The following is a 25,771-nucleotide window of genomic DNA, read 5'->3' as shown; positions in this document are numbered from 1 at the left end:
ACTCAGCCCCGGCTGCCGTGTCCTGAGCCCGGGACGCCGGGCCGTGGAGCTAACGTGATGCGGTGCCGGCCGTTGCCGAGTCCCGTGCCGCGGGTACGGGACGTCCACGTGGAAGGGACCGTTCCTGTGTCTGCCGAACTCTCCGACGACCTCAAGAGGCTCATCGACGACACCCCCGTCTTCGCGACGGTGGCCACCCTCCAGCCCGACGGCAGCCCGCAGCTGACGGTGACCTGGATCAAGCGCGACGGCGACGACCTGCTGATCTCCACGACCGTGGGCCGCAGGAAGGAGCAGAACCTGCGCCGCGACCCGCGGGTCACCGTGATGATCAACCCGGCCACCGCGCCGTACACCTACGCCGAGGTACGCGGTACGGCCACGATCAGCACGGACGGCGGCCCCGAGCTGATCGAGGAGCTCTCGCGCAAGTACACGGGCAAGGCCTACGCGGACTTCAACCCGGCCTCCGCCGCCGACGCCCCACGCGTCGTCGTCCGGGTCACCCCGCGCAAGGTCGTCGGCTCCCTCTAGGTGGTGTCTTCAAATGTCACGCCCACATCAGGAGCGAGGCAAGGGTGACGGCTGCCTGGTAGGACTCGACGGTCTTGTCGTAGCGGGTGGCGATGCCGCGCCACTGCTTCAGCCGGCTGAAGCAGCGTTCGACCACGTTGCGCCGCTTGTAGAGCTGTCGGTCGAAGACCGGCGGGCGCCCGCCGCGGCTGCCCCGGCGGAGCCGGTTGCGGACCTGGTCGGCCCGCTCCGGAATGGTGTGGGCGATGCCCCGCCGCCTGAGCCAGGCCCGGATCGCCTTGGAGCTGTAGCCCTTGTCGCCCAGCACGTGATCGGGCCGCACCCGGGGGCGTCCCGGGCCGAGGCGGGGCACCCGGATCGCCTCCATCACGGCGGTGAACTGGGTGCAGTCGTTGGTGTTGCCGCCGGTGACGGTGAAGGCCAGCGGACGACCCCATGCATCGCAGGCCAGGTGGATCTTGCTGGTCAGGCCGCCTCGGGAGCGTCCGAGGGCGGGGCTGCGGAGCCCCCTTTTCGGGCCCCGGCGGCGTGCTGGTGGGCCCGCACGACGGTGGAGTCGACCGACACCAGCCAGTCGATGTCCCCGGCCGCGTCCGCCCTGGCCTGGGCGGCCTGGAGCATCCGCTCGAAGGTGCCATCCAGGGCCCAACGGCGGAAGCGGGTGTGCAGCGTGGCCCACGGGCCGTACCGCTCGGGCACGTCCCGCCAGGCGGTCCCGGTGCGGAACTTCCACACGATCCCGTTGAGCACCGTGCGGTCGTCCAGCCGCTTGCGGCCCCGCAGCGATGCGGGCAGCAGCGGCCGGACGAACTCCCACTCGGCGTCCGACAGTTCATGGCGACGTATCACCCGACCATGATCCACCACCCAAGACCATTTGAAGACACCGCCTAGGACACAACACCGGCCGCGCCGGCCGGGGTGCCGGTGAAGCGATTCGACGAACCGGACGGCCTGCGCCGACTCTTCCTGAGTGGGTGTCACCACCCGCGCCCCGGAGTGCTCTTCATCACCAACTGCGCCTTACCGAGCGCGTTTTTCACGTGTGGAGGTACTGTGCAGGACGCCGGTACTTTTCGGTGCCTCGAACTGTGAGGCGGCAGTCGGTCCGCAGTCGTGTCAACCGCAACCAAGTCGTAGGCTCGTACGTCTTGCTTGCGTGACTGGTGCTGAGTGCGAGGGGGAACATGGTGACGCCGAAGGGGCGAGGGGAAGAGCCCGACGTCACTATGCAGTTGAAAGCGCTCGGCTCGTTCAGGGCGGAAGAGACCGTGCAGTTGCGCATGCCCGTGCAGCGCACAGCCGGCCCGGAGGGCGAAAAGCCCGAGGCGTCCGAGACGTCCGAGGCAACCGAGACGGCTGAAGGATCCGCTTCTCCGGAGGCGCCCTCCGCGGAGCGAATACGTGGCGGTGAGAAAACCGGTCGATCGCCCCGTTCCAGAAACCGGAACCCCCGCAAGGCCCCTCGCCCCTCCCTCCGCTCCCGCCTCGCCGCCGACCCCCGCCTGGCACCCCTGCTGAGTGCCCTCGCCGCGTCGGCCGCCCGCCTTGCGCCCTACGCCCGCAGAGTGAAGCCGGAATACCCCCGGCCCGGACGCACCGGCTGGCGCCGGTGGCTGCCCTCCCGGCGGCAGTGGCTCGGCGGCACGCTCGCCGGCATCGGTCTCAGCGGCCTCTTCCTCGTCGTGGCCTACGCGGCCACCGACATCCCGGACGACCTCAACTCGCACGCCACCCAGCAGGACAACGTGTACTTCTGGTCCGACGGGACGCCCATGGCCCGTACCGGCTGGGTGCAGCGCCAGGCGATGCCGCTGCGGGACATCCCCGAGGACGTCCGCTGGGCGGTCCTCGCCGCCGAGAACGAGAACTTCTACAACGACCCCGGCATCTCCGTGATGGGCATCACCCGCGCCGTGCTCCGCACGTTCGGCCAGGGCGACACCCAGGGCGGCTCGACCATCACCCAGCAGTACGTCAAGAACGCCTATCTGAACCAGGACCAGACGGTCCGCCGCAAGTTCACCGAGGCGATGATCGCCCTCAAGCTCGACAACCGGATGAGCAAGGAGGAGATCCTCGAGAGCTACCTCAACACCAGCTGGTTCGGCCGCGGCACCTACGGCATCCAGCGCGCCGCCCAGGCCTACTACGGCAAGGACGTCAACGAACTCAACGCCAGCGAGGCCGCGTTCCTGGCCTCCCTGCTCAAGGGCGCCGGCCTGTACGACCCGACCCTGAGCGGAGCCAACCGGGACCGGGCCGAGGAACGCTGGACCTGGACCCTCGACCGGATGGTCGACATCGGCAAGCTCTCGCCGACCGAGCGGGCCACGTACAAGAAGTTCCCCGAGCCGCTGAAGAGCAACCCGCTGTACTCCACCGGTGAGCAGAGCGACTACCTGGTCGAACTCGCCTCCCAGTACGCCAAGAAGTCCGGGAAGATCTCCGAGAAGCAGTTCGATCTCGGCGGCTACCAGATCTACACGACCTTCGACAAGGAGCGGGAACGCCGGCTCACCGACGTCGTCACCAAGGCCCGCAAGAAGGCGCTGAAGGACGATCCGAAGACCGCGAAGACCGCGCACTACGGGGCCGCCTCGGTGGCCGCCGACGGCCGGATCCTCGCCGTCTACGGCGGCCCCGACCACCGCAAGCAGGGCTACAACGAGTCCAACGCCACGACCGTCCCCGCCGGTACGGCCTTCACCCCGTTCGTGTACGCGGCGGCGCTGCAGCACGGCGTCCGCACCACCCGTGACGGAGAGCGGACACCCGTCACCGGCGAATCCCTCTACAACGGCGACGACGACGTGCCGGTGACCACGCCGGAGGGACCGTACTGGGACCGCAGCGGCCGCAAGGTCGCCGCGAGCAACGACGGGGACGAGTCCTACGGGCAGATCTCCCTGCGCCGGGCGATGGCCCTCTCGGTGAACACGCCGTTCATGCAGCTAGGCATGGACACCGGCCTGGACAAGGTGCGCGCCACCGCCGTGGCCTCCGGACTGCTGCCCTCCAGCATCGGAGCCCGGGTGCCCGCGCTGTCGATGGGCAGTTCCACGCCCAGCGCCATCCGCATGGCCGGCGGCTACGCGACGTTCGCCGCGGCCGGCGAGCACACCGAGCCGTACTCGGTGCGCCGCGTCACCCGCAACGGTGCCAAGATCCCCCTGGACCTGCCCGAGCCGCGCCGGGCGGTCCGCGCCGAGGTGGCCGAGGAGGTCAGCTCCGCGCTCACGGAGTCCTTCCGCACCGCCCACCCCGACGGCGCGCCCGCCACCGCGAAGGTGGCCGGGAAGCCCGGAACGACGGAGAAGGACACCGCCGCCTGGTACGTCGGCACGCACGAGTCCGTCTCCACGGCCGTCGTCGTCTACCGCATCGACCTCACGGAGAGCCTCGAACCACTGCCGCTGGAGGGTCTCGCCGGCACCGCCGACGACAGCGTCCCCTACGGCATCTGGTCCGGCGCCCTGGGCCTTTCCGGATGACCACCGGCCGGGCGCCGCAGTCCCCCCACCGACTCTGGAGAACGAGCCGCACATGAAGCCATCGCCGGGGCGCCGCCGCAAGGCCAAAGCGCCGCGTCGCACCGCCGCCCTCCTCCGCCCCGGGGTCCTGGCGTCGGCGGCGCTTCTCACCGCCGTGTCGCTGACGGCGGGCTACCTGGTGCTGAGCGGCACGGACGACACCGCGCCGACCGCTTCCTCGGGGGACCGGAAGAAGGCCGCGGGGGCCGCCGCCGAGGAGCCGGAATGGGACGGCAAGATCAAGGTCCTGGGGGACGGCTCCACCTCCTACACCGGCCCGCAGGAGGACCGGTTGAAGCCGGAGCCGCTCAAGCCGGGCCAGAAACCTCCCCAGTTCGTCGTCTTCTCCTGGGACGGCGCACTGGAGGGCGACGACGGTCTCTTCTCGCACTTCCTGGACGTGGCCGAGGAGAACGACGCCCGCATGACGTTCTTCCTCACGGGGATCTACCTGGTGCCGAAGACCAAGACGGAGCTGTACGACCCGCCCCAGCACAACAGGGGAGCCGCGGCGATCAGCTACCCCACCGACGAGCACATCCGCACCACGCTGGAGCAGTTGGGCAAGGCCTGGAAGAAGGGGCACGAGATCGGCACCCACTTCAACGGGCACTTCTGCGGCGAGAAGGGCGGCGGCGACTGGAGCGTCGCGGAGTGGAAGAGCGAGATCGACCAGTTCAACTCCTTCGTGAAGAAGTGGAAGACCAACACCGGCTACACGGACCTTCCCCCGCTGCCCTTCGACGTCGACAAGGAGGTCACCGGCGGGCGCGCCCCCTGCCTGGAGGGCCAGGCGAACCTGCTGAAGGCCATCAAGGACTACGGCTACCGCTACGACTCCAGCTCTTCGGGGGACTTCCAGATATGGCCGACCAAGAAGGACGGCGTCTGGGACTTCCCGCTGCAGATGCTCCCGTACGAGGGCGGCAAGTACCAGGGCCTGTCCATGGACTTCAACTTCCTCTACAACCAGTCCGACGGCAAGACCGACGGTGATCCGGCCATGTACCCCCAGTGGGAAGAGGAGACCGTCGACACCTACATGGCCGGCTTCAACCGCGTCTACCACGGCAGCCGGGCACCCCTGTTCGTCGGCAACCACTTCGAGGAGTGGAACGGTGGCATCTACATGCGGGCCGTGGAACGGGTCATCAAGAACGTGTGCGTCAAGAAGGACGTCCAGTGCGTGTCCTTCAAGGAACTGGCCGACTGGATGGACGTACAGGAGCCCGCGACGCTGGAGCGGCTGCGCACCCTCGATCCGGCCCAGTCACCGGACTGGTCGACCGTGGTGAAATGACGATCCGTCACCACAGGGTCAACTGGCCTACCCCTCTTCACAGATGCCGCACATCTCATGCGAGGATGCGCCTTCCCGGCATCCCCCAGCCGGGGCAAGAGGGGAAACATCCATGAAGTCGAGAAGAATAAGCCGCACGCGGCGCCGTGCCACCATATTCGGGGCGGCCACCGTCTCCGTCGTCGCCGGAGCGGCGATGCTGCCCGTCTGGAGCGCGGGCGCCGCGGTCACCGACGACCCGACGGTGGACGCCAAGACCAAGGCCACCTTCCAGCGCCTCGCGGACGCGGTCTTCACCGACCGCACGGAGGCCCTGGTCGCCGGCGGCCAGAGCGACCGGGACAAGCCGCGGACCGGCGGCTTCTCCGGAGACGTCCGGCTGTCCTCCGGCACGGCCCGCAGCGAGGACGCCGCACTGTCGAAGCTGGACCGGCGTCGAAACGCACTCGCGAAGCTGGGCGAGAAGTACAGCAAGGGCAGCACGACCGTCACGCTGGGCGCCACGAACGTGAAGGGCCGCAAGGCGAAGGCCGTGGCCACCGAGACCACGACCCTCACCTACGCGAAGGCCCGCGGCGGTGCGCCGGGCACCACGGGGTTCCAGACCCGCCACGAGCTGACGTTCACCGCGGACCGGCGGGGCGACTGGCAGCTGACCGGGATCCGTCCGGCCGAGGAGGAGAACCTCGCCGTGAACGAGACGACCGCGCCGCCGACCACCGAGCCCGTGACCGTGAAGTCGGCCACCACCACGCCTGCGGCGCCCAAGGCCTCGACCGCGTACCCCGGCCCGGCGAACCCGAAGAACCTCACCGCCAGCGGTCTGGACTACAAGGCGATGGCCGACTACGCCAAGCGCCACTGGTCCGACTACAACCCGGACTACCCGAACTTCAACGGGGCGGGCGCGGGCGGCGACTGCACCAACTTCGTCAGCCAGGCCCTGAAGGAGGGCGGCTGGAAGCACGTCCCCGGCTACGTGTACGACTACACCCGGTGGTTCGGCAACGCCGACATCCAGTCGCACTCGTTCGTCGGTGTCAACGAGTGGTCCTGGTTCGCCCAGAACTCGAAGCGGACGACCAGCCTCGCCAACGTCCACCAGATGGACGTCGGCGACGTGCTCCAGATCGACTTCGACAACAACGGCTCGAAGGACCACACCATGATCGTCACGTCCCGCAGCCAGGGCGTGCCGTATCTGACGTACCACTCCACCAACACCTACAGCAGGTCGGTGACGAGCATCATCGCGTCGTACCCGAACGCGTCGTACTACGCGTACCGCACCTGACCGCCCGGCTCCGGCCGTGATGCGGCGGCCACGCCTCGCCCGTGCGCGGGCGAGGCGTGGCCGTGCGAAACGGCCGGGGGCCGCCGGACAGGGGTTCCGGCGGCCCCCGGGCCGGATGGTGTCCCGCTGGCTGGTGAGAGGCATCTCCGCGATCCCGACGCCGCGGGGCCGGAAACGGGTGCCGTGCCGAAAACCGTGAGCAGTCTGCGGGCATGTGTCACTCAAGCGCTCAGATGGGCGATATCGGGACAGTAGTGGCCGAAGTGCTCACGCTTTTGGTGTGGCGGACCGCCGCACCGGTCAGGAGACGCTCGTGAACAATTCCTCCCTCGGTGCCGTGCTGATGTCCGTCGGAGCCGTGGCCACCGTGGCCGGAGCCCTCATGTACGTCCTTCCGGGCCCTGGCCTTCCCGTCCTGGTGGCGGGGCTGGCGCTCATGGCGGGCGGAGCCGCCGTGCGGATCACCGGCGGCAGGTGAACACGGTCACTTCGCGACGTGCGTGAGGAAGGCGCTCCAAGAGGCGGGGGAGAGGGCGAGGCGCGGACCGGCCGTGTCCTTCGAGTCGCGTACGAGGACGATGGCCGGGGCTGTGGCTATCTCGACGCAGTTGGAGGCGTCGGGGCTGTATGTGGATTTACGCCATTGGTCATCGGTCATGTGAGGCTCTCTCAGCTGTCTCGGGCGATGCGGCGGATCAGGTCGCGGGACTCGGCAGGTTCGAGGGCGTTCGACTCCATGCGGTCCAGCACTGAACGGTACTTGTCCAATTGGGCTTCCCCGTCCAGGAATTCGCACCCGTGGTGGGTGTCCAGCTGCACAGTGTCGAGCTGTGGGACAGGACCCAGCAGGTAGTCGATCGACTGCCCCGTCCCCGGGAAGGACCCCTTGCCGAACGGGATGATCCGAACGGTGACGTGGTCGAGTTCGCTCATGTCCAGCAGGTGCTGGAGCTGGACGCGGACGGTTGCGGTGCCGCCGTACCCCATGTGAAGAGCGGACTCGTGGATCACTGCCGTGTAAGGAGGCGGATCCTCGCGGTGGAGAACGGCCTGGCGCTTGATGCGATGGGACACGCGGTGCTCGATGTCGTGCTGCCGCAGGGGTGGCACCGCCTCGCGGAAGAGGGCGCGGGCATGGTCGGTGGTCTGCAGGAGGGCGGGGATGTGAACCACCAGTGCCACGCGCAGGGCTGCCGCATGGTGCTCCAGTTCGGCAAGGTCGATGAGACCCACGGGCAGGTTCTCGCGGTACTCCTCCCACCAGCCCCGTGATCGCCGCCCGGTCATCGCGGCCAGGGCGTCGACGAGCGCGGCGTCGGAGCAGGCGTATGTGCGTGCCATGGAATGGATCCGATCGGCGCTGACCGGCGTGCGGCCCGTTTCGATCATGCTGACGCGCGCCTGGTTGACGCCGAGCAACTCACCGGCGCCGGTGGCGGTGAGGCCCGCCCGCTCGCGAAGCTTGCGCAGCTCAGCGCCCAGCCTCCGTTGCCGCAGCGTCGGATTGTTGGTGGGCGGCACAGCGTTTCCTTCCTGGCCGCAATGCGGCACCTGTCTCCCTCGCACGAGTGAAACGTGGATGGATCCATTTGTTTTCGTTAGATCCATCTAACCAGCCGCTCTGCGGTGGTCACGCAACGCTCGACCGCCCGCTCCGGAAGCGCACCGCAACCGCGGCACTGCCACCGCCGACGTCGCCGTTGAGCGAGCTCAAGTCACCTTCTCCCGTGGAGCCGTTCATGGTCACCGTGGCCCCGCCCCACCCCTGGGCGTACGCCCTTCGACTGCCGCATGACCCTCGTGCCGTACGCGTCGCACGCATGACGGTGTGCGCCGTGCTCGGTGGGCACGGCATGCAGGACGCCGTCGAGGCGGTGGAGCTGTTGACGTCCGAACTGGTCACCAACGCCTACCGGCACACCAAGGGCCCCGCGTCGCTGCGGCTCACCTGTCTGAGTGACGGCCGGCTGCGGGTCGGGGTGTGGGACAGCCACCCGTACATCCCTGCGCCGTTCGACGGCTCTTCCGGGGATCAGGTCGCGCTCGCCCCGGCCGGCGCCGAATCCGGGCGCGGGCTGCGCATCGTGCGGGAGTACGCGGACAGTTGGGGCGGGTGGGCGCTCGGTGACGGCCTGCCGGGTCGGAGCACGGGGAAGCTGCTGTGGTTCGAGGTGGGCGGGCGGCGAGGCTCGGGGTGAGAGCCGGGGTGACACCCGACCGGTACGCCCGGCGCCTCCCACCCCGCACCCGCCAGGAGCGAGAGCGACGTTCCCCAGCGGAACGGGACGTCCTTCTCCACCTTCCTGCTGGCCGGCCTGTCTGCGGGCACCGGCGGCGGCTACTTCGCCTCCTCCATGACCGACGTCAACGCCTTCTTCCCGCTGCGGAAGAAGGTCTGGGGCTCGGCCTGAACGCCGCCGCGGGGAGGAGCCGCGGCTCAGCCATGGCGAGGCGTGACGTCACACTGGGACTTGAAGCCGGACCGAGCCCGTCATGGATCATTGGCAGGCTCGGGTCGGCAGGAGACCGAGCCGGCTCGAGTGCGGGACGAGGACCATGTACGACGAACAGCCGAACCCGGACCAGCCGTCCGAGCCGGAACCCGACCCCGGGCACGGACCCCTCGCGGGCTTCACCGTGGGGGTGACCGCCGCGCGCCGGGCCGAGGAGCTGGGCGCGCTGCTCCAGCGGCGGGGCGCCGCCGTGTTGCACGCCCCGGCCCTGCGGATCGTGCCGCTCGCCGACGACAGCGAGCTGCTGGCCGCCACCGAGGAGATCATCGAGCGGGCCCCGGACATCGCCATCGCCACGACGGCGATCGGTTTCCGCGGCTGGGTCGAGGCCGCCGACGGCTGGGGGCTCGGCGAGGAGCTGCTGGCGAAGCTGCGCGGGGCGCGGATCCTGGCGCGCGGGCCGAAGGTGAAGGGCGCGATCCGGGCGGCCGGGCTGACGGAGGAGTGGTCGCCGTCGTCGGAGTCGATGGCCGAGGTGCTCGACCTGCTCCTGGCGGAGGGCGTCGGCGGACTGCGGATCGCCCTCCAGCTGCACGGTGAACCGCTGCCCGGGTTCGTGGAGTCGCTGCGGGCCCAGGGAGCGGAGGTGGTGGGGGTGCCGGTCTACCGGTGGATGCCGCCCAAGGACATCGGTCCCGTCGACCGGCTGCTGGACGCGACCGTCGCCCGGACCCTGGACGCGGTCACCTTCACCAGCGCGCCCGCCGCCGTGTCCCTGCTGTCCCGGGCCGAGCGGCGCGGGATGCTCGACGACGTCCTCGCCGCCCTGGGCCACGACGTCCTGCCCGCCTGCGTCGGCCCGGTCACCGCGCTGCCGCTGCAGGACCGGGGCGTCGACACCGTCCAGCCGGAACGCTTCCGGCTCGGCCCGCTCGTCCAGCTGCTCTGCCGGGAACTGCCCGGCCGGGCCCGCTCGTTGCCGGTCGCCGGGCACCGGGTGGAGATCCGTGGGCACGCGGTCGTGGTGGACGGCGAGCTGCGTCCCGTACCGCCCGCGGGGATGTCGCTGCTGCGGACGCTGGCCCGCCGGCCCGGCCGGGTCGTCGCCCGCGCGGACCTGCTGCGCGCGCTGCCGGGCCCCGGCCGCGACGAACACGCGGTGGAGGCCGCGATGGCCCGCCTCCGCACCGCCCTCGGCACGCCGGAACTGATCCAGACGGTCGTCAAACGCGGCTACCGCCTCGCTCCGGACCCGCACGCGGAGTCGAAGTACGCGGACGGCTGAGGCCGAGGGGTTCCGGCCGGGGAAGTGGGCAGGCACTGTAGGAGGGAGCGGGTTTCCGGAACGGATTCCTCACTCGCTCCGCACCGGCCCCCACGCGACCGGGGTGAACCCTAGGCGGTGACAGGCACATGGCACTGGGTACGGTCACGGCGCCCCACGAGCTGCGGTTCGACACCGGGCGGATCTGTCTGGATCTCCTCGCCAGCACGCATCCCGAGGAACGGCTCGGCTCCGTCGAGGCGGTGTGCGCCTGGATCACCGGCTCCGGACTCGTCCCGGCGGGCACCCCGCTGGCCCACGCCGACGGCTCCTGGCCGACTGCCTTCCGTGAACTGCGCGGGCACCTCGCCCGCCTGGTGCGCGGCCGGCCGGCACCCGGCACCCCCGCGTACGCCCGCGCGCTCGCCCGCGTCAACGACCTCGCCCGTGCCGCGCCCCCGGCGCCGCGGGCGGTGCCCGGTGACGACGGGGCGCTGGTGCGGCGGCTGGACGGGCAGCCCGGCAGCGCGGCCCTGCTGGCGGTGATCGCCAGGGACGCCGTGGACCTGCTCACCGACCCGCTCGCGCGCGCGAGCCTGCGGCAGTGCGAGGGCGACAACTGCCCGATCGTGTACCTGGACACCTCGCGCGGCCGCCGCAGGCGCTGGTGCTCCAGCGAGATCTGCGGAAACCGCGAACGGGTGGCCCGCCACCGCCGCCGGGCCGCCGCCCTCACCCGCGCCTGACCCGCCCTCGTCCCGACCCTTTCGCTCCTTCCCCCAACTCCGCTGTCCCGTATACGGCTTTCGTTCCCCGTCCCGCGAAGTGACTTCGCTTACACCCCGTTTGGCCTCCGCGTCGCGCGGGCATCCCGGTCGACGCGGCCGCTGTGGCGGGAATGTGAAGAAGAAGAGGGGGGAATGTGCTCCCATGTCCCGGTCTTCACCCCGCTCCGCAGAAAACTCTCGCCTCACGTTGAACACCCAACCCACCCCGTCCGTACCGGTTGTCGAGCGACCGACTGGGGGATCCCCCGGACACCGGAGGTGGGCGTGCGCAAGGATGCGGCCGTGGCCAATGAACGTGGAGCGAGGGCCCGACATCGCATGTCTTCGTCCTCAGCATCCTCATCGTCTTCGTCGAACGAACCTGACGAGGAGTTGATGCGTGCGCTGTATCGAGAACACGCGGGACCCTTGCTCGCCTATGTCCTGCGCCTGGTCGCCGGAGACCGGCAACGCGCCGAGGACGTCGTGCAGGAGACGCTCATCCGTGCCTGGAAGAACGCCGGTCAGCTCAATCGAGCCACCGGTTCGGTACGCCCCTGGCTGGTGACGGTCGCCCGGCGCATCGTCATCGACGGCCACCGCAGCCGGCAGGCCCGGCCGCAGGAGGTCGATCCGTCGCCGCTGGAGGTCATCCCCGCGGAGGACGAGATCGACAAGGCGCTGTGGCTGATGACGCTGTCGGACGCACTCGACGACCTGACCCCGGCTCACCGGGAGGTGCTCGTCGAGACGTACTTCAAGGGACGTACGGTCAATGAGGCGGCTGAGACACTGGGCATACCCAGCGGCACGGTCCGCTCCAGGGTCTTCTACGCCCTGCGTTCGATGAAGCTGGCACTGGAGGAGCGGGGGGTGACGGCGTGATGAGTGGGTACGGGGGAAACCAGGGATTCGGCGCGGGTGGTTCGGGTATGTCTGGTGTCATGCAGGGATCACCGGTGCCGAACGAGCATGAGACCGTCGGCGCCTACGCTCTCGGCATCCTCGACGATGCCGAGGCCACCGCGTTCGAGGCGCACCTCGCGAGCTGCGAGTGGTGCGCCCAGCAGCTCGACGAACTCGCCGGTATGGAGCCGATGCTGGCCGCCCTCGCGGACCTGCCCGGCACCGGTACACCGTCGCTCGGCGAGTCGCTGTCGGCCAAGCCGGCGCCGCGCGTGGTGGAGAAGCTGGTCGACGAGGTCGCCGAGCGCCGCGCCAAGAAGCGCCGCCGCAACTTCTACATGGTGGCCGCGGCCGGCGCCCTGATCGTCAGCGGCCCCTTCGTGGCCGTCGCGGCGAACGGCGGCAACGACGGCGGGGGCGGCGGGGGCAACGGCACCAGCCGGACCCTCTCCGCGAACCCCGCGGAGGAACTCTTCGACCAGATCCCCGACAAGATCACGGCCACCGACCCGGGCACCAAGGTGTCCGTGACCCTGGCGCTGCAGAAGAAGGACTGGGGCACCGCCGTCGTCACGCAGCTGACGAACGTCAAGGGCTCCCAGAAGTGCGCGCTGATCGCCATCGGCAAGAACGGCGAGCGGGAGACCGTCACCACCTGGGCCGTCCCGGAGTGGGGTTACGGCCTGCCGGACGCCAAGACGGACAAGGCCAAGCAGCCGCTCTACGTCCAGGGCGGCGCGTCGCTGGATCTCAACAAGATCGACACGTTCGAGGTCGTGACCTTCGACGGTGAGAAGCTGGTCGAGGTCGACGCGTAGCCTGACGGGCCCCCTTCGCGTACGGTTGACGGCTGCCCAGCACGTCAGAAGGGGGCCCGGTGGCCGCTCAGGCTCAGCAGGAAACCGCGGTCGATCCGGTGGGTCACGACTCCGTTCGCGACCGGGAGATCGATGTCGAACAGGAACACCTCGACCGGGTGTACCGACGGCTCGAGGAGAAGATCCACGAGGCCGAGTTCCTCATGCACGACGCCGCACAGCGCGGCCACGTCGGCACACCCGGCGCACTCGCCGAACGGGACGCCCAGGTCTTCCGGGCCGGCGTCCACCTCAACCGGCTGAACAACGAGTTCGAGGACTTCCTCTTCGGCCGGATCGACCTGCTCCAGGGCAGGGACGGCAAGAAGGGACCAGACGGCGCCTACACCGCCGTCGAGCCCGCCGAGGGCGCCGTCCGCCCCGACAACACCGCCGACATCGCCGAGACCCTGCACATCGGCCGCATCGGTGTCCTCGACGAGGAGTACTCCCCGCTGGTCATCGACTGGCGGGCGCCCGCCGCCGCCCCCTTCTACCGGTCCACCCCGGTCGATCCGGGCCGGGTGGTGCGCCGGCGCGTCATCCGCTCCAAGGGCCGCCGGGTCCTCGGCGTCGAGGACGACCTGATGCGCCCCGAGCTGACGGCCTCCCTGGACGGCCACGAGCTGCCCGCCGTCGGCGACGGCGCCCTGATGGCCGCGCTCGGCCAGGCCCGTACCCACAGCATGCGGGACATCGTGGCCTCCATCCAGGCCGAGCAGGACCTGGTGATCCGCGCCCCCGCCGCCTCCGTGACCTACGTCGAGGGCGGTCCCGGCACCGGCAAGACCGCCGTCGCCCTGCACCGCGCGGCCTACCTGCTCTACCAGGACCGGCGCCGGTACGCGGGCGGCATCCTGATCGTCTCGCCCACCCCGCTCCTGGTCGCCTACACCGAGGGCGTGCTGCCCTCCCTCGGCGAGGAGGGCCAGGTCGCCATCCGCGCCATCGGCTCCCTGACCGACGAGGTGCCCGGCGCCGGGGCCACCCTGTACGACACCCCGGCCGTGGCCCGCGCCAAGGGCTCGTACCGCATGCTCAAGGTGCTCAGGAAGGCCGCGCGCGGCGCGCTGGAGCACGGCGGCACGCCGACCCGGCTGCGGGTCGTCGCCTTCGGCCGGCGGATCGAACTGGACGCCGACGAGCTGGCGGCCGTCCGCCACACCGCCCTCGGCGGCACCGCACCGGTGAACCTGCTGCGCCCCCGCGCCCGCAAGCTGCTGCTGGACGCGCTGTGGAAGCGCTCCGGCGCGGCCGGCCGGCACACCGATCCGGAGCTCGCCGCCGAACTGCGCTCCTCCTTCGACGACGACGTCACCACCGAGGACGACTTCCTCTCCTTCTTCGAGGCCTGGTGGCCCGAGCTGACCCCGGCCGCCGTGCTGGACGCCATGGCGGACGAGCGGCGCCTCGGCCGCTGGGCCCGGCGGATCCTCAACCCGGGCGAGGTCCGCAGGGTCGCCCGTTCGCTGCGGCGGGACGGCCGCTCGGTGCACGACGTCGCGCTGCTCGACGAGCTCCAGGCGGTGCTCGGCGCCCCCGCCCGGCCCCGGCGCAAGCGCGAACTCGACCCGCTGGACCAGCTCACCGGCCTCGAGGAGCTGATGCCGGTGCGCGAGGAGTCGCAGCGCGAGCGGGCCGAGCGCCTCGCCCAGGAGCGCACCGAGTACGCCCATGTCATCGTCGACGAGGCCCAGGACCTCACCCCGATGCAGTGGCGCATGGTCGGCCGGCGCGGCCGGCACGCCACCTGGACGATCGTCGGCGACCCCGCCCAGTCCTCCTGGTCCGACCCCGACGAGGCCGCCCAGGCCCGCGACGAGGCCCTCGGCAGCAGGCCCCGCCGCCGTTTCGAACTCACCGTGAACTACCGCAACCCGGCCGAGATCGCCGGCCTCGCCGCCAAGGTGCTGGCGCTCGCCATGCCCGGCGCCGAGTCGCCGAGGGCGGTGCGCTCCACGGGCGTCGAGCCGCGGTTCGTCGTCACGGAGGGCGCGCTGGGCGAGACCGTGCGCGCGGAGGCGGCCCGGCTGCTGGAGCGGGTGGACGGCACGGTCGGTGTGGTCGTCGCCATGCAGCGCCGCGAGGAGGCGCGGCGCTGGCTCGACGGGCTGGGGGACCGCGCGGTGGCCCTCGGCAGCCTGGAGGCCAAGGGCCTGGAGTACGACGCGACGATCGTGGTCTCCCCGGCCGAGATCGCCGACGAGTCCCCGGCCGGCCTGCGCGTTCTGTACGTCGCCCTGACCCGGGCGACCCAGCAGCTCACCGTCGTCTCGACGGAACGGGACGAGCCGGACGCCGCCGGAGTGCCGGACCTGCTCCGGGACTGAACCCGGAAAAAGGTTCTCGGGGGAATGGCCCTGCGGCATCCGTTTGTTAGCCTGGCAAGTGACACCGGCCCGATCCAAGCCCCCGGGCCCAACCTTCGTCGCTACGAGCGACCACTTGCCGCGAGGCGAGCATGGCGGGTCGGTGTCACTGAACGACCGAGAGGCCCATGTCACTCCAGGTGACATGGGCCTCTCGCGTCGCTGCTCCCGTGTCGACCGCGGGCCGCCCCGCGCAGCGACTTACACGCGACCCCCTGCCTCTCGTATGGTGGAACATGCTTTCCGAAAGCTGCCACAGATACCCGCTTCCCGCGCGAACAAAACGTTCGCAATAGGAGGCGGCTACCGCGTACTCAGGGGTAGGTGCGACGATCGGACGGCACGAGCTGTGACACGCAGGAACGCAGCGAAACGGTGAAAGCAGAGGAAGTCGGCCATGGCAACGGCGCCCAGCGTCTCCTACTCGATGACCATCCGGCTGGAGGTGCCGTCGAGCGGGACCTCCGTCTCCCAGCTCACCACCGCAGTGGAGTCCTCCGGCGGCACGGTCACCGGCCTCGACGTCACCGCGTCCGGGCACGAGCGGCTCCGGATCGACGTCACCATCGCGGCGACCTCCACCGGGCACGCCGACGAGATCGTGGAGAAGCTCCGCGGCATCGAGGGCGTCACCCTGGGCAAGGTCTCGGACCGTACGTTCCTGATGCACCTCGGCGGCAAGATCGAGATGGCGTCCAAGCACCCCATCCGCAACCGTGACGACCTCTCCATGGTCTACACGCCGGGTGTGGCCCGCGTCTGCATGGCGATCGCCGAGAACCCCGAGGACGCCCGCCGCCTCACCATCAAGCGCAACTCCGTTGCGGTCGTGACGGACGGCTCCGCCGTGCTCGGCCTGGGCAACATCGGCCCCAAGGCCGCCCTCCCCGTGATGGAGGGCAAGGCGGCCCTGTTCAAGCGGTTCGCCGGCATCGACGCCTGGCCGATCTGCCTCGACACCCAGGACACCGACGCGATCGTCGAGATCGTCAAGGCCATCGCCCCGGGGTTCGCCGGCATCAACCTGGAGGACATCTCCGCGCCGCGCTGCTTCGAGATCGAGGCCCGGCTGCGCGAGGCCCTCGACATCCCCGTCTTCCACGACGACCAGCACGGCACCGCGATCGTCGTCCTGGCGGCCCTGACCAACGCGCTGCGGGTCACCGGCAAGGCGATCGAGAACATCCGGGTCGTCATGTCCGGCGCCGGCGCGGCCGGCACGGCCATCCTGAAGCTGCTGCTCGCGGCCGGTGTGAAGAACGCCGTCGTGGCCGACATCCACGGTGTGGTGCACGCGGGCCGCGAGGACCTGGTGGACACCCCCGCCGACTCCCCGCTGCGCTGGATCGCCGACCACACCAACCCGGAGAACCTGACGGGCACCCTGAAGGAGGCCGTGCGCGGCGCGGACGTCTTCATCGGCGTCTCCGCCCCGAACGTCCTCGACGGCACGGACGTCGCCGCGATGGCCGAGGGCGCGGTCGTCTTCGCGCTCGCGAACCCCGACCCCGAGGTGGAACCGGCCGTCGCCCGCGAGACCGCGGCCGTGGTGGCCACCGGCCGCTCCGACTTCCCGAACCAGATCAACAACGTGCTGGTGTTCCCGGGCGTGTTCCGCGGCCTGCTGGACGCCCAGTCCCGCACCGTCAACACGGAGATGATGCTCGCCGCCGCGCAGGCCCTCGCCGACGTGGTCACCGAGGACGAGCTGAACCCGAACTACATCATCCCGAGCGTGTTCAACGACAGGGTCGCGGGCGCGGTCGCCGACGCCGTGCGGGAGGCGGCGAAGCTGACGCAGGCGTCGGCCTCCGCCTCCTAACGGCTCCCGGGGCCGGGCCGCACCGCTGTGACCATCACCACGGCAGGTGTGCGACCGGCGCGTCGTGGAACCCTTGGTGTACGGCCGCGCTCTATCGTGGCGGCCGTACACCAAGGGTTCCGCCCCGGCTCCCGCGCTCTGCTGCCGGAAGCGGACGCAGTGTCACCGACGTCAGGCCGTCGCGTTCCCCGTGTGACCCCCATGGGTGACTCCCACGGTGTTCTCACGGTTCCTGCGGGTGCCGGATTGGCGTTACTGCCGCAGGTAGAGGCAGGATGCTGCACCAGGACAACGTCCAGGGGGCAGCACCTCCAGGGGCGTGCGGGCCCGACAGGACCCGGGTCCGGGCCCTCACCGAGGACCCTGGCAGCATCGGCTTGACCGTGCCCTATGTGCGGCCCCGCCGCGTGGCACGCCTCAACGGCAAGAAGAACACGGGAGTAACAACATGAACCGCAGTGAGCTGGTGGCCGCGCTGGCCGACCGCGCCGAGGTGACCCGCAAGGACGCCGACGCCGTGCTGGCCGCGTTCGCCGAGGTCGTCGGCGACATCGTCTCCAAGGGCGACGAGAAGGTCACCATCCCCGGTTTCCTGACCTTCGAGCGCACCCACCGTGCCGCTCGCACCGCGCGCAACCCGCAGACCGGTGAGCCGATCCAGATCCCGGCCGGCTACAGCGTGAAGGTCTCCGCGGGCTCGAAGCTCAAGGAAGCCGCCAAGGGCAAGTGATCCTGCCGTTCGTACGTCCCGGGACGGCGTACGACGCACAGTGACGACAAAAGGGCGGCCACCCGAACGGGTGGCCGCCCTTTTGGCAAGCCCAAATCAAGTCAGCCGAGCGCCTTGCACCCCGGCCGGTCGGGGCCGGGGGCCGGGGAGTGGATCAGCCGAGGGCCTTGCCCGGGAGCTTGACCTTCGCGCCCGGCTCGACCAGCTTCTCCATGCTGTGTCTGCCCGGGGGCGACCCCCGGACCCCCGGCCGGTCGGGGCCGGGGGGCGGGGGAGTGGATCAGCCGAGGGCCTTGCCCGGGAGTTCGACCTTCGCGCCCAGCTCGACCAGCTTCTCCATGAAGTTCTCGTAGCCGCGGTTGATCAGGCCGATGCCGTGGACGCGGGACGTGCCCTGGGCGGCGAGGGCGGCGATCAGATAGGAGAAGCCGCCGCGCAGGTCGGGGATGACCAGATCGGCGCCCTGGAGCCGGGTCGGGCCGGAGACGACGGCCGAGTGGAGGAAGTTGCGCTGGCCGAAACGGCAGTCGGAGCCGCCCAGGCACTCGCGGTAGAGCTGGATGTGCGCGCCCATCTGGTTGAGCGCCGAGGTGAAGCCGAGCCGGGACTCGTAGACCGTCTCGTGGACGATGGACAGCCCGGTCGCCTGCGTCAGGGCGACCACCAGCGGCTGCTGCCAGTCGGTCTGGAAGCCCGGGTGGACGTCCGTCTCCAGCGCGATGGACTTGAGCTGGCCGCCGGGGTGCCAGAAGCGGATGCCCTTGTCGTCGATCTCGAAGGCACCGCCCACCTTCCGGTAGGTGTTCAGGAACGTCATCATCGAGCGCTGCTGGGCGCCGCGGATGTAGATGTTGCCCTCGGTGGCCAGCGCCGCGGACGCCCAGGAGGCGGCCTCCAGGCGGTCGGGGAGGGCACGGTGGTTGTAGCCGCCGAGCTTGTCCACACCGGTGACGCGGATGGTCCGGTCGGTGTCCATCGCGATGATCGCGCCCATTTTCTGCAGGACACAGATCAGGTCCTCGATCTCCGGCTCCACCGCCGCGTTGGACAGCTCGGTGACGCCCTCCGCGAGGACCGCCGTCAGCAGCACCTGCTCCGTCGCGCCGACGGACGGGTACGGCAGCTCGATCTTCGTGCCGCGCAGCCGCTGCGGGGCCTCCAGGTACTGGCCGTCCGCCCGCTTCTCGATGGTCGCGCCGAACTGCCGCAGCACGTCGAAGTGGAAGTCGATCGGCCGGCCGCCGATGTCGCAGCCGCCCAGGCCGGGGATGAACGCGTGCCCGAGACGGTGCAGCAGCGGTCCGCAGAACAGGATCGGGATGCGCGACGAACCCGCGTGGGCATCGATGTCGGCGACGTTGGCGCTCTCCACCCGCGTGGGGTCGAGCACCAGTTCACCGGGCTCGTCGCCCGGACGCACCGTCACCCCGTGCAGTTGCAGCAGCCCTCGCACGACCCGGACGTCACGGATGTCCGGGACGTTGCCCAGCCGGCTCGGCTCACTGCCCAGCAGGGCGGCGACCATGGCCTTCGGTACGAGGTTCTTCGCACCGCGGACCCGGATCTCACCCTCCAGCGGGGTTCCGCCGTGGACAAGCAGGACGTCTTCAGCTCCGTTGACGGTCATGAATCTCGCGTTCCGTGGAGGGGGGCAGGGGCCAGAGGGCAAGCGTAGTCGCCCTCCCCCCGGGCTCTGTCAGCCCGTGTGCGACCCGGTCTCCGTCCCACCGCCCCCACAACACGCGCAGTCCCTCGGCGGCCACTCCGGGTCACCGCCGTCCTGTGCGCCGGGGGTGCTCCCGTACGCCCGCCGGGCTCCCGGCCCCCCGGCCGTCGACCGCTCGGAACACGGTTCCATCAGGCAGCTCCGCCGCCGTGCGGACCGGTTCACCCGCATACCTCCGATTGCCTCCCCACGGAAAGGGAAGATGCGGGATCATGTCTGGCATGACCGAGGTGTCCTCGCTCACAGGGCGGCTGCTCGTGGCCACTCCCGCCCTGGCGGACCCGAACTTCGACCGTGCGGTGGTGCTCCTCCTCGACCACGACGAGGAGGGCTCCCTGGGTGTCGTCCTCAACCGTCCGACCCCGGTGGACGTGGCGGACATCCTGGAGGGCTGGGGGGACCTGGCCGGCGAACCAGGTGTCGTCTTCCAGGGCGGCCCGGTCTCGCTGGACTCGGCCCTCGGCGTCGCCGTCGTCCCCGGCGGGGCGGGGGACCGGGCCGCGCCGCTGGGCTGGCGCCAGGTGCACGGCGCGATCGGGCTGGTCGACCTGGAGGCGCCGCCCGAGCTGCTCGCCTCCGCCCTCGGCTCGCTGCGCATCTTCGCCGGATACGCGGGCTGGGGCCCCGGCCAGCTGGAGGAAGAGCTGGTGGACGGCGCCTGGTACGTCGTCGAGTCGGAGCCCGGCGACGTCTCGTCCCCGGTGCCCGAGCGGCTCTGGCGCGAGGTGCTGCGCCGCCAGCGGGGCGAACTGGCGATGGTGGCCACCTATCCGGACGACCCTTCGCTCAACTGATGCGCGTGAGCTTCAGTACCCTTTGCCTTATGAGCACTCTTGAGCCCGAGCGCGGGACTGGTACGGGGACCCTCGTAGAGCCGACGCCGCAGACGTCCCACGGCGACGGCGACCACGAGCGCTACGCCCACTACGTCCAGAAGGACAAGATCATGGCGAGCGCACTCGACGGCACGCCCGTCGTGGCGCTGTGCGGCAAGGTGTGGGTGCCGGGCCGGGACCCGAAGAAGTACCCCGTCTGCCCCATGTGCAAGGAGATCTACGAGTCCATGAACGGCGGCGACGACGACAAGGGCGGCAAGGGCGGTAAGGGCGGCAAGTAACCCCCCTGCCCTCCCGCGGAGTCGTTCGGACCACGTGGCCGTCCGGACGGCGAGCCGGTCGGACCGTCCAGGGCCCCCGGGTGCGTTTTGCGCACCCCGGGGGCCTTTGTGCTGCCCGGGCGTTGCGCGGAGCGCTTCTGCCGGTCACAGAGTGATCGAGACCTCTTGTGGGCCGGTTCACCCAGTCCCTAACCTCCGTTGTTGTTGTGCACGGCGAAACCTTCATTGCGTATGTTGCAACACCTCATCGGAGGAAGCAGTCCATGAAGCTGTCCGTCCGCCTGGTCGCACTCGCGGCCGTCCTCGCCACCGCCGCCTGCGCGCCTCAGGCCTCCTCGGGCTCCTCCTCCGCCAAGGACGAGAAGACCGGGACCTTACGCGTCTGGCTCTTCCGGGAAGTCAACAACGCGCCCAAGGAGAAGGCCGTCGAGTCCGTCGTCGCCGGGTTCGAGAAGGCGCACGACGGCACCGAGGTCACCGTCGAGTACATCCCGGTCGAGACCCGCGCCCAGCGCATCAAGGCCGCCTTCAACGACCCGAAGTCCGCGCCCGACCTCGTCGAGTACGGCAACACGGACACCGCCGGCTATGTGAAGGACGGCGGACTCGCCGACGTCACCGAGGAGTTCGGCGCCTGGGACGAGGCGAAGGACACCGATCCGACCGCCCGGCAGTCGGTCACCGTCGACGGCAGGGTCTACGGGGCGCCGTACTTCGTCGGCGTCCGCGCGCTCTACTACCGGACCGACGTCTTCGAGGAACTCGGACTCGAAGCGCCCACGTCGCAGGCCGAGTTGATCTCCACGGCCCGGGAGATCCGCGCCGCGAAGCCGGAGTTGTACGGCATCGCCGTCGGCGGCGCCTACACCTACGGCGCGATGCCCTTCATCTGGGCCCACGGCGGCGAACTCGCCACCGGCAAGGAGGGCTCGTACGCCTCCGCGATCGACACCCCCGCCGCCCGCAAGGGCATCGAGGCGTACACCTCCCTCTTCGGCGACGACAACTGCCCGGCCGCCAAGTGCGCCGGCATGGGCGGCAACGACACGGTGACCGCCTTCGCCGCGGGCAGGGCCGCCATGGCGATCGGCGGCGACTTCAGCCACGCGGCCGTCGAGGCCGGCAAGGTGAAGGGCCGGTACGCGGTCGTGCCGCTGCCGGGAGTGCGGCCCGGGTCCATCGCCCCCGCTTTCGCGGGCGGGAACAACCTGGGTGTCCTGAAGTCGACTTCGCACCGCACCCTCGCCGTCGACCTGATGCGGCGGCTCGCCTCGAAGAAGGCGCAGGGCGAACTGTTCGACGCGATGGGCTTCCTGCCGACCTTCTCCGACGTGCGGCAGCAGGCGGCCGCCGAGGAACCGTTCCTGAAGCCGTTCGTCGAGACCCTCGCCGCCGACACCAGGTTCGTGCCGGCCTCGCCGGCCTGGGCGCAGATCGACTCCTCGCTGGTGCTGCCGACGATGTTCCAGGAGGTCGTCAGCGGCAAGAAGGACGTGGAAGCCGCCTCCGCGGACGCCACGAAGAAGATGAACGAGGCGTTCGGCTCGGTGGGCTGAACCAGTGGCCGTACCGGACACGGTGGCCGTGCGGAAGCGTCCCGCGCTCTTCACGGCCCCCGCCCCCCACAAGCCACGAGGCCCCCGGCGCCGCAGGGGCGGCCTCACTCCCTGGCTCTACCTCGCACCCGCCCTCGTCGTCCTCGGGGGGCTGCTCGCCTACCCGGTCCACCAACTCGGCCTGATCTCGCTCTTCCACTACACCCAGGCACAGGTCAGCGGCGGCGAACCGACCACCTTCAAGGGGTTCGGCAACTACACCGAGCTCTTCGCCGACGACCAGTTCTGGCAGGTGCTGCTGGCCACCCTGCTGTTCGCGACGGCCTGTGTGGTGTCCACCCTGGCCGTCGGCTGCGCGCTGGCCGTGCTGCTCACCCGGGTGCGCGCCGTGCCCCGGCTCGCCCTGATGCTGGCCGCGCTCGGCGCCTGGGCGACCCCGGCCGTCACCGGCTCCACGGTGTGGCTGTTCCTCTTCGACGCCGACTTCGGCCCGGTGAACCGGGTGCTGGGCCTCGGCGACCACTCGTGGACGTACGGGCGGTACAGCGCCTTCTTCCTCGTTCTGCTCGAAGTGGTCTGGTGCTCCTTCCCGTTCGTGATGGTCACCGTCTACGCCGGCATCCGCGCCGTACCCGCCGAGGTGCTGGAGGCCGCCGCCCTGGACGGCGCCTCGCAGTGGCGCGTCTGGCGCTCGGTACTCGCCCCGATGCTCCGGCCGATCCTGGTGGTCGTCACCATCCAGTCGGTGATCTGGGACTTCAAGGTCTTCACCCAGATCTACGTCATGACGGGCGGAGGCGGCATCGCCGGCCAGAACCTGGTCCTGAACGTCTACGCCTACCAGAAGGCGTTCGCGTCCTCGCAGTACGGCCTCGGCGCCGCGATCGGCGTGGTGATGCTGCTGATCCTGCTCGCCGTCACGCTGGTGTACCTGCGGCTGCTGCGCCGTCAGGGGGAGGAACTGTGAGTCCCGTGGGCCGGGACGGGGCGCGCCGGGTGAATCCTGTGCGCCGGTTCGTACGGCGTCCGTGGCGGCTCGCGGCCGAGGCGACGGCGCTGCTCGTCGCGGTGGTGGTGGCCTTCCCGCTCTACTGGATGGTGCTGGGTGCCTTCAAACCGGCCGGCGAGATCGAGTCGGACCGGCCCCGGCCGTGGACCCTGACACCCACCCTGGACTCCTTCCAACGGGTGTTCGGGCAGCAGGAATTCGGCCGGTACTTCGTCAACAGCGTGGTCGTCGCGGTCGCCGTGGTGATCGCCTCGGCGCTGATCGCCTTTCTCGCGGCGACCGCCGTGACGCGATTCAGGTTCCGTATGCGGACCACCCTGCTGATCATGTTTCTGGTGGCCCAGATGGTGCCCGTGGAGGCGCTGACGATTCCGCTGTTCTTCCTCATGCGGGACTTCGGCCAGTTGAACACGCTGTGGTCGCTGATCCTGCCGCACATCGCGTTCTCGCTGCCGTTCGCGATCTGGATGCTGCGGGGGTTCGTGAAAGCCGTTCCCGAGGCGCTGGAGGAGGCCGCGTACATCGACGGAGCGAGCCGCGCGCGGTTCCTGTGGCAGATCCTTTTCCCGCTCGTTCTGCCGGGTCTCGTGGCCACCAGTGTGTTTTCCTTCATCTCCACCTGGAACGACTTCCTGTTCGCCAAGTCCTTCATCATCAGCGACATCTCGCAGTCGACGCTGCCGATGGCCCTGTTGGTCTTCTACAAGCCGGACGAGCCGGACTGGGGCGGTGTGATGGCGGCGTCCACGGTGATGACGATCCCGGTGCTGGTCTTCTTCGTACTCGTACAGCGGCGCCTGGTCTCCGGACTGGGCGGAGCGGTGAAGGACTGACATGACCGAACTGATTCCAGCGCCCCGCGGCGTCGTCGCCGGCTTTGGCGAGGTGCGGCTGACGGAGCGCTCCCGGCTCTGTGCCGGTCCCGCGACGGAGGGCGTCGGCCGATGGCTGCGCACAGTCCTCTGGCAGGCGACCGGCCTGCCGCTGGGCGAGGGCCGGGAGCCCGACGACACGGACGGCGACGGCATCAAGCTCCAGCTCGACCCCGGGCTCGGCCCCGAGGAGTACCGCCTCGTCAGCGACCGGAACGGCGTCCTGGTCGAGGGCGGCAGCGCGGCCGGTGTCTTCTGGGGCGCCCAGACGCTGCGGCAGCTCCTCGGTCCCGACGCGTACCGCAGGGCCCCGATCGGCCGCGACCGGGTGTGGGCGGTGCCGCACGTGACGGTCGAGGATTCCCCCCGCTTCCGCTGGCGCGGACTCATGCTCGACGTCGCCCGGCACTTCATGCCCAAGGAAGGCGTGCTGCGCTATCTCGATCTGATGGCGGCGCACAAACTCAACGTCCTCCACTTTCACCTGACGGACGATCAGGGATGGCGTGTCGAGATCAAGCGGTATCCGAAGCTGACCGAGATCGGTTCCTGGCGGGCCCGGACGAAAATCGGGCACCGCGCGTCACCGCTGTGGGACGACACACCGCACGGTGGCCACTACACACAGGACGACATCCGCGAGATCGTCGCCTACGCCGCCGAGCGGCATATCAGTGTCGTGCCGGAAATCGACGTACCCGGGCACTCGCAGGCCGCCATCGCCGCGTATCCGGAACTCGGCAACACCGATGTCATCGACACCGCCTCCCTGGCCGTCTGGGACACCTGGGGGGTCAATCCGAACGTACTCGCCCCCACCGACAACACCCTGCGCTTCTACGAAGGGGTGCTCGAGGAAGTCCTGGAACTGTTCCCCGCGGACGCCGGCCCCTCCACCCCCTTTTCGGGGTTCGTGCACCTCGGCGGCGACGAATGCCCCAAGGACCAGTGGCGTGCGTCGGCCGTCGCGCAGCAGCGGATCAGGGATCTCGGCCTGGCCGACGAGGACGCTCTCCAGTCCTGGTTCATCGGGCACTTCGCCACCTGGCTCGCCGCGCGGGGGCGCCGGCTGATCGGCTGGGACGAGATCCTGGAGGGAGGTCTCGCCCCGGGCGCCGCCGTGTCGTCCTGGCGCGGCTACGCCGGCGGGGTCGCCGCCGCCCGCGCGGGGCACGACGTGGTCATGTGCCCCGAGCAGCACGTCTACCTGGACCACCGGCAGGACGCGGGCCCCGACGAGCCGGTGCCGATCGGGTACGTGCGCACCCTGGAGGACGTCCACCGGTTCGAGCCCGTACCGCCGGAACTGACGGCCGAGGAGGCCGGGCGGGTCCTGGGCACCCAGGCCAACGCGTGGTCCGAGGTGACGGAGAACCCGGAACGGGTGGACTACCAGGTCTTTCCCCGGCTGGCCGCCCTCGCCGAGGTCGCCTGGAGCGCGCTGCCGGCCCCCGCGGAACGGGACTTCGCCGATTTCGAACGCCGGATGACCGCCCACTGCCGGCGCCTCGACGCCCTGGGCGTCGCCTACCGCCCGCCCACCGGACCGCTCCCCTGGCAGCGGCGTCCCGGAGTGCTGGGCCGCCCCCTCGACGGCCCGCCCCCGCACCGGTAGCGCGTACCCCGCACCGCCGGTGCGGGGTACGCGATCCGGCCATGCCC

General features: G+C 70.4%; 22 protein-coding genes and 2 pseudogenes. 20 read left to right on the top strand and 4 right to left on the bottom strand.

All coding sequences use genetic code 11. From position 1 onward, the window contains the following. Positions 1 to 126 precede the first annotated feature (126 nt). Positions 127 to 534: a PPOX class F420-dependent oxidoreductase gene (locus ACVW19_RS12810; protein WP_457459366.1), complete on the top strand. Its 408-nt coding sequence runs from the start codon at positions 127 to 129 to the stop codon at positions 532 to 534. A 16-nt stretch (positions 535 to 550) separates the two neighbouring features. Here ACVW19_RS12810 and ACVW19_RS12805 read toward each other — a convergent pair. Continuing rightward, positions 551 to 1,380: pseudogene (locus ACVW19_RS12805) on the bottom strand (IS5 family transposase). 341 nt (positions 1,381 to 1,721) lie between these two features. Here ACVW19_RS12805 and ACVW19_RS12800 point away from each other — a divergent pair. From ACVW19_RS12800 to ACVW19_RS12785, 4 genes are all read left to right on the top strand, one after another. After that, complete coding sequence (locus tag ACVW19_RS12800) at positions 1,722 to 4,028, top strand: transglycosylase domain-containing protein (RefSeq protein ID WP_457459364.1); 2,307 nt, start codon at positions 1,722 to 1,724, stop codon at positions 4,026 to 4,028. Positions 4,029 to 4,080: 52 nt separating this feature from the next. Further along, positions 4,081 to 5,367, top strand: a complete 1,287-nt coding sequence (locus tag ACVW19_RS12795) for a hypothetical protein (RefSeq protein ID WP_457459362.1) — start codon at positions 4,081 to 4,083, stop codon at positions 5,365 to 5,367. A gap of 112 nt (positions 5,368 to 5,479) precedes the next feature. Continuing rightward, positions 5,480 to 6,661 carry an amidase domain-containing protein gene (locus ACVW19_RS12790; protein ID WP_457459360.1) on the top strand — a complete coding sequence of 394 codons (1,182 nt, stop codon included), beginning with the start codon at positions 5,480 to 5,482 and terminating at the stop codon, positions 6,659 to 6,661. A gap of 313 nt (positions 6,662 to 6,974) precedes the next feature. After that, complete coding sequence (locus ACVW19_RS12785) at positions 6,975 to 7,139, top strand: hypothetical protein (protein WP_457459358.1); 165 nt, start codon at positions 6,975 to 6,977, stop codon at positions 7,137 to 7,139. A gap of 6 nt (positions 7,140 to 7,145) precedes the next feature. Here the strand turns inward: ACVW19_RS12785 and ACVW19_RS12780 are convergent, their stop codons facing one another. Together ACVW19_RS12780 and ACVW19_RS12775 are read right to left on the bottom strand one after the other, a co-directional pair. Then, positions 7,146 to 7,319, bottom strand: coding sequence for a DUF397 domain-containing protein (locus ACVW19_RS12780; protein WP_457459356.1), 174 nt, complete (start codon positions 7,317 to 7,319; stop codon positions 7,146 to 7,148). 11 nt (positions 7,320 to 7,330) lie between these two features. Next, a complete protein-coding gene (locus ACVW19_RS12775) occupies positions 7,331 to 8,182 on the bottom strand; it encodes a helix-turn-helix domain-containing protein (RefSeq protein WP_457464584.1) in 852 nt (283 codons plus the stop codon). Positions 8,183 to 8,400: 218 nt separating this feature from the next. Here ACVW19_RS12775 and ACVW19_RS12770 point away from each other — a divergent pair, with 218 nt between their 5' ends. The 9 genes and pseudogenes from ACVW19_RS12770 to ACVW19_RS12730 all read left to right on the top strand — a co-directional run bounded on the left by ACVW19_RS12770 (position 8,401) and on the right by ACVW19_RS12730 (position 17,829). Continuing rightward, positions 8,401 to 8,859: an ATP-binding protein gene (locus ACVW19_RS12770; protein WP_457459354.1), complete on the top strand. Its 459-nt coding sequence runs from the start codon at positions 8,401 to 8,403 to the stop codon at positions 8,857 to 8,859. Between the two features lie 84 nt (positions 8,860 to 8,943). Then, positions 8,944 to 9,086: pseudogene (locus tag ACVW19_RS12765) on the top strand (MFS transporter); the annotation flags it as partial. A 131-nt stretch (positions 9,087 to 9,217) separates the two neighbouring features. Further along, the gene (locus ACVW19_RS12760; protein WP_457459352.1) at positions 9,218 to 10,399 is read left to right on the top strand and encodes a uroporphyrinogen-III synthase; all 1,182 of its coding nucleotides are present in this window, start codon (positions 9,218 to 9,220) and stop codon (positions 10,397 to 10,399) included. 128 nt (positions 10,400 to 10,527) lie between these two features. Continuing rightward, a complete protein-coding gene (locus tag ACVW19_RS12755) occupies positions 10,528 to 11,124 on the top strand; it encodes a CGNR zinc finger domain-containing protein (protein ID WP_457459350.1) in 597 nt (198 codons plus the stop codon). A 300-nt stretch (positions 11,125 to 11,424) separates the two neighbouring features. After that, positions 11,425 to 12,030 carry a sigma-70 family RNA polymerase sigma factor gene (locus tag ACVW19_RS12750; protein ID WP_457459349.1) on the top strand — a complete coding sequence of 202 codons (606 nt, stop codon included), beginning with the start codon at positions 11,425 to 11,427 and terminating at the stop codon, positions 12,028 to 12,030. 74 nt (positions 12,031 to 12,104) lie between these two features. Further along, on the top strand, positions 12,105 to 12,869 hold the full coding sequence (locus ACVW19_RS12745; RefSeq protein ID WP_457459347.1) for an anti-sigma factor family protein: 765 nt from the start codon (positions 12,105 to 12,107) through the stop codon (positions 12,867 to 12,869). A gap of 59 nt (positions 12,870 to 12,928) precedes the next feature. Continuing rightward, entirely contained in the window at positions 12,929 to 15,238 is a 2,310-nt protein-coding gene (locus tag ACVW19_RS12740; protein ID WP_457459345.1) for a HelD family protein, read from the top strand. Between the two features lie 436 nt (positions 15,239 to 15,674). After that, entirely contained in the window at positions 15,675 to 17,099 is a 1,425-nt protein-coding gene (locus ACVW19_RS12735) for a malic enzyme-like NAD(P)-binding protein (protein WP_457459343.1), read from the top strand. 448 nt (positions 17,100 to 17,547) lie between these two features. Beyond that, positions 17,548 to 17,829, top strand: a complete 282-nt coding sequence (locus tag ACVW19_RS12730) for an HU family DNA-binding protein (RefSeq protein ID WP_003950507.1) — start codon at positions 17,548 to 17,550, stop codon at positions 17,827 to 17,829. Between the two features lie 280 nt (positions 17,830 to 18,109). Here ACVW19_RS12730 and murA read toward each other — a convergent pair whose 3' ends face one another. Further along, positions 18,110 to 19,456 (bottom strand): UDP-N-acetylglucosamine 1-carboxyvinyltransferase, encoded by a 1,347-nt coding sequence (gene murA / locus ACVW19_RS12725; RefSeq protein ID WP_457459340.1) that lies wholly within the window; start codon positions 19,454 to 19,456, stop codon positions 18,110 to 18,112. A gap of 320 nt (positions 19,457 to 19,776) precedes the next feature. Here murA and ACVW19_RS12720 point away from each other — a divergent pair, with 320 nt between their 5' ends. The 6 genes from ACVW19_RS12720 to ACVW19_RS12695 all read left to right on the top strand — a co-directional run bounded on the left by ACVW19_RS12720 (position 19,777) and on the right by ACVW19_RS12695 (position 25,724). After that, positions 19,777 to 20,349 carry a YqgE/AlgH family protein gene (locus ACVW19_RS12720; RefSeq protein ID WP_457464582.1) on the top strand — a complete coding sequence of 191 codons (573 nt, stop codon included), beginning with the start codon at positions 19,777 to 19,779 and terminating at the stop codon, positions 20,347 to 20,349. 29 nt (positions 20,350 to 20,378) lie between these two features. Next, the gene (locus tag ACVW19_RS12715) at positions 20,379 to 20,672 is read left to right on the top strand and encodes a DUF3039 domain-containing protein (protein WP_457459338.1); all 294 of its coding nucleotides are present in this window, start codon (positions 20,379 to 20,381) and stop codon (positions 20,670 to 20,672) included. Positions 20,673 to 20,935: 263 nt separating this feature from the next. Then, on the top strand, positions 20,936 to 22,228 hold the full coding sequence (locus ACVW19_RS12710; protein WP_457459336.1) for an extracellular solute-binding protein: 1,293 nt from the start codon (positions 20,936 to 20,938) through the stop codon (positions 22,226 to 22,228). Between the two features lie 4 nt (positions 22,229 to 22,232). Beyond that, positions 22,233 to 23,195, top strand: a complete 963-nt coding sequence (locus tag ACVW19_RS12705; protein ID WP_457459335.1) for a carbohydrate ABC transporter permease — start codon at positions 22,233 to 22,235, stop codon at positions 23,193 to 23,195. Positions 23,196 to 23,224: 29 nt separating this feature from the next. Next, positions 23,225 to 24,070, top strand: coding sequence for a carbohydrate ABC transporter permease (locus ACVW19_RS12700; RefSeq protein ID WP_457464581.1), 846 nt, complete (start codon positions 23,225 to 23,227; stop codon positions 24,068 to 24,070). Position 24,071: 1 nt separating this feature from the next. Continuing rightward, positions 24,072 to 25,724: a beta-N-acetylhexosaminidase gene (locus ACVW19_RS12695; protein ID WP_457459333.1), complete on the top strand. Its 1,653-nt coding sequence runs from the start codon at positions 24,072 to 24,074 to the stop codon at positions 25,722 to 25,724. The last annotated feature ends 47 nt before the right edge of the window (positions 25,725 to 25,771 follow it).

The organism is Streptomyces sp. TE5632, assembly GCF_054061295.1.
This window is presented reverse-complemented; position numbering and strand designations above follow the sequence as displayed.